The organism is Limosilactobacillus oris DSM 4864 (assembly GCF_001434465.1).
In the GTDB taxonomy this organism is placed as follows: Bacteria; Bacillota; Bacilli; order Lactobacillales; family Lactobacillaceae; genus Limosilactobacillus; species Limosilactobacillus oris.
In genome coordinates, this window is sequence record NZ_AZGE01000020.1 from 20,600 (window position 1) to 31,174 (window position 10,575).

At 48.7% G+C, this 10,575-nt stretch carries 9 protein-coding genes; 3 read left to right on the forward strand and 6 right to left on the reverse strand.

The window, feature by feature from the left end; genetic code table 11:
* Nucleotides 1-121 precede the first annotated feature (121 nt).
* Both FC49_RS07185 and FC49_RS07190 read left to right on the forward strand, forming a co-directional pair.
* Nucleotides 122-1,459: a Mur ligase family protein gene (locus tag FC49_RS07185; protein ID WP_003715996.1), complete on the forward strand. Its 1,338-nt coding sequence runs from the start codon at nucleotides 122-124 to the stop codon at nucleotides 1,457-1,459.
* On the forward strand, nucleotides 1,459-2,166 hold the full coding sequence (locus FC49_RS07190) for a type 1 glutamine amidotransferase (RefSeq protein ID WP_003716151.1): 708 nt from the start codon (nucleotides 1,459-1,461) through the stop codon (nucleotides 2,164-2,166). Before FC49_RS07185 ends, FC49_RS07190 begins: the two co-directional genes overlap by 1 nt.
* Before the next feature lie 62 nt (nucleotides 2,167-2,228).
* On the opposite strand, the gene FC49_RS07195 is transcribed toward FC49_RS07190, so the two are convergent.
* The 5 genes from FC49_RS07195 to FC49_RS07215 form a co-directional block, all read right to left on the reverse strand.
* Nucleotides 2,229-2,690, reverse strand: coding sequence for an arginine repressor (locus FC49_RS07195; protein WP_056984659.1), 462 nt, complete (start codon nucleotides 2,688-2,690; stop codon nucleotides 2,229-2,231).
* A gap of 143 nt (nucleotides 2,691-2,833) precedes the next feature.
* The gene (locus tag FC49_RS07200; RefSeq protein ID WP_056984660.1) at nucleotides 2,834-3,856 is read right to left on the reverse strand and encodes a serine hydrolase domain-containing protein; all 1,023 of its coding nucleotides are present in this window, start codon (nucleotides 3,854-3,856) and stop codon (nucleotides 2,834-2,836) included.
* A 206-nt stretch (nucleotides 3,857-4,062) separates the two neighbouring features.
* Nucleotides 4,063-5,898 (reverse strand): ABC transporter ATP-binding protein, encoded by a 1,836-nt coding sequence (locus FC49_RS07205; protein WP_056984661.1) that lies wholly within the window; start codon nucleotides 5,896-5,898, stop codon nucleotides 4,063-4,065.
* Nucleotides 5,864-7,624, reverse strand: coding sequence for an ABC transporter ATP-binding protein (locus tag FC49_RS07210; RefSeq protein WP_056984662.1), 1,761 nt, complete (start codon nucleotides 7,622-7,624; stop codon nucleotides 5,864-5,866). The genes FC49_RS07205 and FC49_RS07210 overlap by 35 nt, the downstream gene beginning before the upstream one ends.
* On the reverse strand, nucleotides 7,621-8,094 hold the full coding sequence (locus FC49_RS07215; RefSeq protein ID WP_003712841.1) for a MarR family winged helix-turn-helix transcriptional regulator: 474 nt from the start codon (nucleotides 8,092-8,094) through the stop codon (nucleotides 7,621-7,623). The genes FC49_RS07210 and FC49_RS07215 overlap by 4 nt, the downstream gene beginning before the upstream one ends.
* A 217-nt stretch (nucleotides 8,095-8,311) precedes the next feature.
* Here FC49_RS07215 and FC49_RS07220 point away from each other — a divergent pair, with 217 nt between their 5' ends.
* Nucleotides 8,312-8,845, forward strand: coding sequence for a hypothetical protein (locus FC49_RS07220; RefSeq protein WP_056984663.1), 534 nt, complete (start codon nucleotides 8,312-8,314; stop codon nucleotides 8,843-8,845).
* Between the two features lie 111 nt (nucleotides 8,846-8,956).
* Here FC49_RS07220 and FC49_RS07225 read toward each other — a convergent pair whose 3' ends face one another.
* A complete protein-coding gene (locus FC49_RS07225; protein ID WP_056984664.1) occupies nucleotides 8,957-10,297 on the reverse strand; it encodes an APC family permease in 1,341 nt (446 codons plus the stop codon).
* Nucleotides 10,298-10,575 lie beyond the last annotated feature (278 nt).

Here is a 10,575-nt window from a genome sequence, read left to right on the forward strand (position 1 = left end):
GGGCTTTTAAATACTTCCCTCATCCCGTGCCCCATTCTAACTTAATCACTTTTATTTTTCGAACAATAAGGTTAGAATAAGGAATCATTATTTCCTTTGGGAGTAGGAAGGAGTTAATTTAATGTCTATTCGCAGTACAATTGCCGAAACGGTCGGCCGGTCCAGCTACTGGTTCCTGCACCGCTTTCGCAATGGAGGCAGTTCACTGCCTGGTCAACTAACTTTACTGATTGATCCCCATATTTTAAGCAGTTTTAGTAAACGCTACGACCTGATCATCGTTACCGGGACTAACGGCAAGACCCTCACTACAGCCCTGAGTACCCGAGTCCTGCGCACGAAGTATGAACAGGTTTTGACTAACCCGACCGGCTCTAACATGGAGCAGGGAATCGTTACGACCTTTATTACAGCCCCCCGCCCCCACCGAAAGGGGCTCGCAATCCTCGAGGTTGACGAGGCCAACGTGGTGAAGGTGACCCAGTTTATTAAACCCGTGGCCTTCGTCTTTACCAATATTTTTCGTGACCAGATGGACCGTTACGGCGAAATCTACACTACCTATGATAAAATCCTCGCGGGGGTACGGCGGGCACCCCAGGCGACTGTGATTACCAATGGTGACGAGCAGCTCTTCCACAGCCGCGACTTGCCAAACCCGGTTGTCTACTACGGTTTTGCCCATGAACACCGGGAGGCCTTTGATGCTCCGGCTAATACCGATGGGCTGCTCTGTCCAAAGTGTCAGCACATCCTCCGCTACCACCTGCGAACATACGCTGGTTTAGGGGACTACTTCTGCCCCCACTGCGGTTTTCACCGGCCACAGTTAACCTACGCGGTGACAAAGCTGGCTGAACTGACCCCCACTAAATCAACCTTTGAAATTGACGGTCACGAGTACACCATCAACGTTGGTGGCCTTTATAATATTTATAACGCCCTCGCGGCCTATGCCGTCGGCCGGCAGTTTGGCGTCAGCCCCCAGCAAATCAAGGAAGCCTTCGAGCGTGATGAACGGGTCTTTGGCCGCCAGGAAGTGATTGATATTGACGGCAAGGAGGTTAACCTGATTTTGGTTAAGAACCCGGTGGGTCTCAACCAGGTCCTCAATATGATTGCTACCGACCGCGAACCATTCAGCCTGGGTTTCCTCCTCAACGCGCACTATGCCGACGGAATCGACACCAGCTGGATCTGGGACGGCAACTTCGAGCAGTTCGCTCAGGCAGACGTCCGTCAGTACCTGGCAGGTGGCGAACGGTACCGGGATATCAGTACCCGCTTGGAAATGGCCGGGGTGACTAAGCTCTGGGAAGAGCCAAACCTGGAACAGGTGGTTCAGAAAATCAAGGAAATGCCGACAAAGCGTGTCTACCTTCTGGCAACCTATACGGCGGTTATCCAGCTACGGAAACTGCTAGCCGAGCAAAAGTATATCAAAGGAGGAATGGACTAATGGCAAAGTACCACTTACGTCTTGCCCACCTCTACGGCAACCTGCTGAATACGTACAGCGATGTGGGCAACATTATTGCCTTACGCTACTACGCCCAGCAGATGAACGCTGACATTGACGTCCAGGTCATCAGCATTGACGATCACTTTGATCCTGATCACTTCGACCTCGCCCTGTTTGGTGGCGGCCAGGACTACGAGCAGGTCGTGGTTGCTAAAGACCTCCCCCAGAAACGGGCAGCAATCAAGAAGTTCATTGATGACAATAAGCCCCTCCTGGCAATCTGTGGTGGCTACCAACTGTTGGGCCACTACTACATCGGTGCCAATGGCGAAAAGATTCCTGGCTTGGGTCTGCTGGATCACTACACGCTTAGCCAGGACCACAACCGTTTCATCGGTGATATCACCATAAAAAATGAGGAGAACGGGCAAGAGTACCATGGCTTCGAGAACCATAACGGGCGGACCTTTCTTGGAGAGGGCGAGCGGCCGCTGGGCACCGTGGTCACTGGTAACGGCAATAACGGTGAGGACGGAACGGAAGGTGCGATTTATAAGGAAGTTTACTGTTCCTACTTTCACGGGCCAATCCTGACCCGGAACGGTGAAATTGCCAAGCACCTCCTGCTGACGGCCCTGCAGAATAAGTATCCGGAAGCGGATTTGACAGCTGCCAAGTCCTTACAAATCAAACCAACATTTTAAAATGACAAGCGGCCTCGAGAATGATTCTCGAGGCCGCTTTAATATTATTATATCCATCTAGCCTAGCCATTCATGTGGTCCATGATCAGCTGATATACCTTCTGTGCGTCCTCCGGGGTCTTACTGATTAGGATCAGTGTATCATTCCCCGCCAGGGTGCCAATTACCTCCGGCACGTCCAACTCATCAAACATCCCGGCTAAAATAGTCGCATAACTCGAGTTTAGTTCTGTTTTGACCACGTTGATAAACTGAACCGTCTCAATCGTCCGCACGTTATTGCGGATACCTAGATAAAGACGGTCATAGTTATGTGCCGGATCCTTTTGCAGTTGGACGTAGTAGGTATGACCATTGGCGTCGCTGGCCTTGACGATATTCAAGGTATGGATATCACGCGAAATCGTCGCCTGAGTAGTTTCAATTCCGGCGTCGGTAAGCAGCTGCAGCAGCTCATCCTGGGTTTCGATTTTTCTCTCATTAACTAACTGTACAATAAAGCGACGGCGCTCTTTGCGGTCCATATCAGCTCCCCCTCCTTGGCTTGAGCTTTTTTATTCATACTAAAGATAATTTATTAAATATGATAAACACTTCGCTAATGCTTGTCAATGGCCAGCAGTTCCCACTACCGGCTGCTTATGGCTTTAACAGCGGTGAATAAAAATTAGGCCGTTTGCATTTCCGCCAAGTAGCTTGCAAAGATGTGGTCCCGACGGTCAAGGTAGGCCTGGTTCTTCGCGGTAGGGTGCACCCGGTTGGTGAGGACGATCATTCCCTGGTCGGTCTGCCGGTCCAGAATCATCCAGGTCCCCGTAAAACCAGTGTGGCTGATTAACAGGTGGCGGTCAGCTGCACGCGAATGCAGCAGTTTCCAGCCAAAAGACCGGCTGTGGGGGCCAGAAAGCGGTGTTTGATCACGGAAGAGGCAATCAACGGTCTTCGACGTAAGCAATCCCGCCAGGTTGGTTTCAATCAAGGCGTGGCTGAATTGTTCCAGGTCCTCCATGCTTGCAAACAGGCCCGCACAGCCACAGTGCGCGCCTAAAATAAAGGCCTTAGGATCATGGACGCTCCCGCGAATTAGCCCCCGGCCGGGTTGAATTTCGGTGGGGACGCACCGGTCGGCAGCCGGGTGGAAGGTCGCCCCGGCCAGCCCCAGCGGACGCAGGACCCGCTCTGTAATCACAGTTTGAACTGGCTGGCGGCAGACCGCCTCGATAATCCAACCGAGGTACAGAAAATTAACGTCGGCGTAGCGAATCTGACGGTTAAACGAACTGTCCACCCGTTGCTGACTGAGAAAGGCCTGCTTCAATTCCTGCGGGCTCAACTGGTCACGGTGCGGAATATAGCCGCTGATCCCGGAAGTATGGGTCAGCAGGTGACGGATCGTCGGCCGGGCATCCCCAAATTCGGGCAGGTACTTCTGAACCGGGTCATCAATTGCAATTTTCCCCTCCTGGACCAGCATCATAATCACCGGCACCGTCCCTAGCACCTTAGTGAGGGAGGCGAGGTCATACTGCATGTCCGGTGTCAATATTTCAGGAACGGGCCGGGTCTGGGCGAACCCCCTGGTCTCCCGAATACTCTCTTGGCCCTGAAAAAGCAGGTAGTTGATTCCGGGAACAATCCCGTCATCAGCCAGTGCGTTCAGTTGGGCCACCGTTTTGGTAAAATGCTTCATAGTTATTCCCTTCTAAAATAGAGGCTAGGACTTTTCCCAGCCTCTTATCTGTTTTTTAAAGTATAGTAATACAGCAGCGCTGTCGCCGGCCGGCAGTTCAAGTGCTGATGAGTCGGCATCCGCCCTGACACGCCAGCTGTGCGGCGATGGGAAAGAGACAGCAAACTAGGCAAGCTCGTTTTACCGCTCTCCCCATATTACTTTTACTAAATATTATTACCAAGGAACTGACTATTGTAAAGGTCAGCATAAAAGCCGTTTTTTGCCATCAATTGGTCGTGGTTCCCGGTCTCAATGATGTGCCCGTGGTTTACCACCACAATCTGCTCGGCGTTGCGAATGGTCGACAGGCGGTGGGCAACCACAAAGCTAGTCCGGTTCTTCTGCAAATCATTCATTGCCGTCTGGATCAGTGCTTCCGTCCGGGTATCGACCGAACTGGTGGCCTCATCCAAAATCAGGATTTCGGGGTTTGCAAGGAATGCCCGGGCAATCGTCAGCAGCTGCCGCTGACCCTGTGAAATATTGGAGGCCGACTCGTTTAGCACGGTCTGGTAGCCATCCGGCAGCTCCCGAATAAAACTGTCGGCATAGGCCATCTTGGCAGCCCGATACACCTCTTCAGCGGTTGCATCCTCACGACCGTATTTGATGTTCTCAAAGATGGTGCCAGTAAACAGCCAGGTGTCTTGGAGGACCATCCCAATGTGCTTGCGCAGGTCATCCCTGGTCATGGACCGGGTGTCCCGGCCATCGAGGTAGATATGGCCCCCTTGGACCTCATAGAAGCGTTCCAGCAGGTTGATGATTGTCGTCTTCCCTGCTCCGGTCGGGCCGACGATCGCCACCATGTGGTTGGTCTGCGCCCGTAAGTTAAAGTCCTCAATCAGCGGTTCGTCGTTATAGGAGAAGCGGACGTCTTTAAATTCAATCTTGGGAACCGGCTGGCCGCTCAGTGGCTGGCTGGCAACCAGCTGGTTATCCATCTCCTCGGCGTCGAGCACCTCAAAGATTCGCTCCGCTGACGCCACGGTTTGCTGAATGGTACTGCTCAAGTTGGCAATTTGGGTAATCGGTTGTGAAAACTGGTTAGTATACTGCAGAAATGCCTGGACGTTACCAAGGGTAATCTGCCCGCGGATGACTGCCAGCGCCCCACCAACGGCCACGAGGAGGTAGCCAAGGTTTCGAATAAAGTTCATCAAAGGGAAAATCAGGATGGAGAAGAACTGCGCCCGCCAGGCAGCCCGGTAGTAATCATGGTTCTTCTGGGCAAACTTTTCTTCCTCATCATGCTCCTTATTGAAGGTTCGAACGATTGTGTGCCCCGCATAGGTTTCCTCCACTTGTCCGTTAATCTTCCCTAAAGCTGCCTGCTGGCGGCTAAAGAGTCGTTGGGCGGTCGGGGCAACAAAGGCGACGACCACTAAACTGAGCGGAATCATTACAAAGGCCACCAGGGTCAGCTGCCAGCTAATGGACAGCATTAAAATTAACACCCCGACAAAGGTAATGACACTTGTTAGGATCTGAATCAGGCTCTGTTGGAGGGTCCCGGCAATGTTATCCATATCGTTGACCATCCGGCTCATGATATCCCCATTGCTGTGGCTATCGTAAAATTTCACCGGTACCCGGCTGAGCTTCTGTTTGAGGTCCTGCCGTAGCTTGTAGACCACCCGCTGTGAAATTCTGGTCATGATAACCTGCTGGGCAAAGCTGAAGAGACCGGAAAAGACGTAGAGGAGGATTACGATAATCCCGATTTGCAGAATCCGGTGAAAGTCAATCGGCAAACTGGTTAAATGCTGTCCCATTCGCATTTCATGGTAACCCTTCATGACCCCGTTATAGATGACGGTCGTGGCTTCCCCTAAGATTTTCGGTGCAATAATCGACAGAATAACGGAGGTGATGGCGAGAATAATTGAGAGGACCACGCCGACTTTCCACGGGCGCAGGTAGGCAATCAGACGCCGGGTCGTGGGCCAGAAGTTTTTGGCCTTGCTAATCTTTTTGGGTCCGCGATGCACGTTCCTCATCCCCTTTCTGAATTTGCGATTCAACAATCTGCTGGTAGGTCTTATTTTCCGCCCGCAATTCATCGTGGGTACCCTGACCGACGACCTCCCCTTCATCTAGTACGAGGATCAGGTCGGCGTCGGCAACTGTTGAAACCCGCTGGGCAACGATTACCGTTACCGCCTGTTGGATCTGTGGATCATCGCGCAGTGCTAAGCGCAGTTTAGCATCCGTTTTGAAATCCAGTGCGGAGAAGGAATCATCAAAGATGTAAATTGAAGCAGGCTTAATCAGCGTTCGGGCAATGGCGAGCCTTTGCCGCTGGCCACCAGAAAAGTTGCTTCCGTCCTGTTCAACCGGTGTGTCCAGGCCCCCTGCTTCTTTGACAAAGTCCGCCGCCTGAGCGACTTCCAGGGCGTGCCACATCTGTTCATCAGTGGCTTTTTCGTTGCCGAACTGCAAGTTAGAACGAATCGTGCCTGAAAAGAGAACCGCCTTTTGCTGAGTAATTGAGATTGCGTTATGCAGGTCGTGCTGGCTTAACCGCTTAATTGACTGGCCATCAACCTTAATCTCGCCGCTTTCAATGTCAAACAGTCGGGGAATCAGGTTAACCAGGGTTGACTTTCCGGAGCCAGTACCGCCAATAATCGCCAGGGTTTGTCCCGCCTTCACCCGAAAGTTCAAGTCGTGCAAGGCTAGCTTTTCGGCACCCTCATAGCGGAAGTCAACGTGGTCGAAGCTCAGACTTGCCGGTTGCCCAGCGGGAATTTGCACTTGCTGGTCGGCAGGAACGTTAGCGACTGAAATTGGTTCTTCAAGAACGGCATTGACCCGTGCAGCCGACGCCGAAGCCCGTGGAACAAAGACGAAGATCATCGAAAGCATCATAAAGCTGATCATAATTTGGGTTGCGTAGGTCAAAAAGGCAATCAGATTTCCGACTTGCATGGTCATCCCCGCAATTAAGTGACTACCAAGCAAAATGATCCCAACGTTGGTCAGGCTGAGAATCAGGGTCATGACTGGGAAAAGGAAGGAGACCAGTGTAAAGGCTTTGATTCCAGTCTGGGTGTAATCCTCGTTGGCCGCTTGGAAGCGAGCCTGTTCCCGGTGCTCCTCGCGAAAGGCCCGGATGACCCGGACTCCAGTGAGCCCTTCCCGGAAGACCAGGTTAATCCGGTCGGTCTTCTTTTGAATACTCTTGAAGAGCGGCACTGCTAAGTACATTACCACCAGCACGACAACTGCCAAAATCGGCAGGCTGATTAAGAAGACCCGGGTCAACCGTGGTTCTCGGACATAGGCCAGGACACAAGCCGCCACCAGCATGATTGGCGACTGGAGCATCATTCTGAGGACTTGGACCATGACGTTTTGGATTTGAACAATATCGTTAGTGGAACGGGTTATCAGTGAGGAATCACCAAACTGGTTAATTTCCTTACTGGAGAAGCGTAAAATTCGGTGGAAGATTTGCTGGCGAAGTTTTTCACCCACCTGCATTGCCTGAGTAGCAGCAAAATAAACATTCCCTGCCGCGGCTGCAAGGCCGATTGCCGCGACCACTAACATGTAAATGCCGTCTTTCCAAATATAGGCAAAGTTGCGTTGCATGATCCCCTTATCCACCAATTCAGAGGTTACGGTCGGCAGGTAGAGATCACACGCTACTTGAATCAGCAGGAAAAGTACCGCTAAGGTGGTCGCCCAGCCAACGAGGTTCTTTCTTGCAATTTTAATCAATCTTTTTCACCATCCTTGCAGTGTTTCGGCATTAGTTCGCCATAGTGGGTTGTCATTTCACGATGAATTTTTTGCAAGACCTGGACAAAGGCCGCCCGTTCCGTTGCCGAAACGTTTCGCAGGAGTTGTCGCTCGAACTCTTGCCGGGCCCGCAAGTTCTTTAGGTGCATTTGTTGCCCCTTTGCGGTTAGCTTTACGCGGACAATTCGGCGGTCCTGCTGGTCGCGCCACCGCTCAACGAGCTGGTCTTTTTCAAGCCGCTCAAGGACTTCGCTAATCGACCCTGGTTTGACACGGGCCAAGGTCGCGAGTTCCCGCTGCGAGACCCCCTCATTATTAGCAAGTAAAAAAATCAGGCGTCCCTGTCCGCGAAAGGTGGCCTGTTTTGCAAGCTGGGTTTGCGCGATCTGGTGAAGTTCGCCAATGACGCAGTAAAGCTGCTTAAAAAATTGGTCATCCGTTATTTCCACGTCCATCCTCCTTATTAGTTTGGTACATAATCGTTAGGTGCTTAACGATTATGTAGTTTACTCCCTTTGGCGAAAAAAGCAAGAATTTTAAAATAACGTGACTAAACTATTACATAATTGTTTCAAAAGTATTACAATATACATGTAAAGAAATTATTAATTAACTATCAGTTCAAATTCTAAACAATAATAGCTGAGAGAATTGGGGGTTGTAATCATGATTACAATGAAGAAAAAAATTATCAGTGGTTCATTAGTCGCTTTGATGGCATTGGGGTTAGCAGGTTGCGCTAATAATAGTGCTGCACCGAGTTCAAAGGTTAACCACCCCCAAACTACTAAACTTGCACAATCCTCCAATAAAAAGGCAGCCAACTCCAGCAGTGCCAAGGCAGTCAGTGAGAATCGTGCCGTTCAGCCAAGCGTTGCTAGTGCAAGTTCACAGACTACCAGTAATAGTCAGGTAGCTAGTGTCAACACCAAAGCAAGCTATGCTGGGCAGGCAAATGCGTACACCAATGCTCCGGAATCAGACATTGTCAACCAGTTTATCAAGGCAAGCGGTGTGGACAACGCTCGGGGAACCCAGTACATGATCAGCCCGGCAAATGCTCAAGGTGAATACCAAGTAGAGGTGCGCAACAGTAATGGTGATCCAAACATCTCTCACCTTGACGGGATGTACAAGTTCAATCCAGCTACTAACCAGGTTCAAAAGGCCAACCGGATTACCGGGGAATATGAAAAGTAAAGGAATTAACTAAAGAAAACCGTAATGTACAATACAAAATAAGCCTTCAAGTTCGAATAAACTTGAAGGCTTATTTGCATTTCTCTTTGCATTACGGAATCATAATAACATTTATTTATCAAATACCTGAGCATACTTTTTCGTATATAACATATAGATAACCAAACCTACTGCTATCCAAATAACATAGCTCATCCAAGCTGTTACTGAAATATTTACTAGCAAAATCAGACAAATAAGTACTGATAGCGTTGGAATTGTTGCTCCACCAGGGATCTTAAAGGGACGCTCCAACTCTGGTGACTTTTTGCGCATGACAATAACAATTACTGAAATTAGTAGAAATACTAATAATGAACCAACGTTGGCAATCAACGCCAGATAATGCAAATCAAATTCCCCTGCTAAAATCGCTGCCAAACTACCGACTAGCCAAATGGCTCGATTTGGACTATAGGTTGCTTGGTTAACTTGCGCCAGTTTACTAGGTAAAAACTGGTTACGACTCATTGACTTAATAATGTTTGAGCCAGCATAGATAAACGCAAACACTACTGCCATAATCCCTAATATTGCACCAAATGATACTATTTCTGCAATAAAAGTATGCCCTTTGGTTAACAGAACGTAAGACATTGCTTCAGAAACATTAAGGTATTTATATTTGACAACACCTGTCATAACTAAGCCGACTACAATATAAAGTAATGTAGACAATGATAACGAAATCAAGATAGCTCGTAGTAATGTTTTGTTCACATTTTTAGCATCTTCTGCTGAGGTTGCTAAAGCATCAAAGCCTAAAAAGGAAAAGAATACTGCTGAAGCACCTCCAAAGACTCCACTAACGCCATACGGGAAAAATGGTCGATAATTGGCTAAATTTATATCACGAAAACTAATGATAATAAATAACAAAATAATGGTTAATTTAACACCGACCAAGATATTATTAACAATTTTGCTCTGACTAGTGCCCCTAGTTAGCACAAAAGTAATTAATAATACCATTAAAACTGCTGGAAGATTTATAATTCCACCATTGCTAGGGGCTGCCAGCATGCTTTGTGGTAGTTTAACGTTTAATTCTCCAAGGAAAGAACTAAAATAACCGGTCCAGCCATTTGCCACTGTCGCAGTAGTAGTAATATAGACGCCAATTAATGTCCATCCTGCTAAAAAGGCCGCAAAGTTACCCACGGAAACCCAAGCATAGAAAAAGGCACTCCCTGAGTTAGGCAAACTGGTGGCCAGCTCTGCATAACATAAGCCGATTAGCCCGCTAGCAACAGCGGCAATTAAAAATGATAAAGTAACTGCTGGTCCCGAATCTTGTGCCGCTACAATTCCGGTTAAAACTAAAATTCCCGTGCCGATAATGGCACCGATTCCTAAAATTGATAAATCAAATAATCCTAAAGTTTTTTTCTTTTTCGGTATGTCGTCTTTCATACCAAATTAGACTCCTTTCGATAATTACGTTTACTCAGACTATAAAAAAAGCATTTATGGATAGCAAAAACTTTACTCACTGTTCAGAATATCAACTGCTTCTGTTGCGTAAAGAAATTGTTTCTATAAATACTTTTAAGTCACTGTCCAAATGGCAAGTAATATAATGCCTGAAACTACTGCAATTACTTCAGTAGTCAGTCATCGTGAAGTTCAAAAAGTAATCAAGTAACCCTGGTAGTTTAATCCAGGTTATAATGCCCTCTAAGTATACAGAT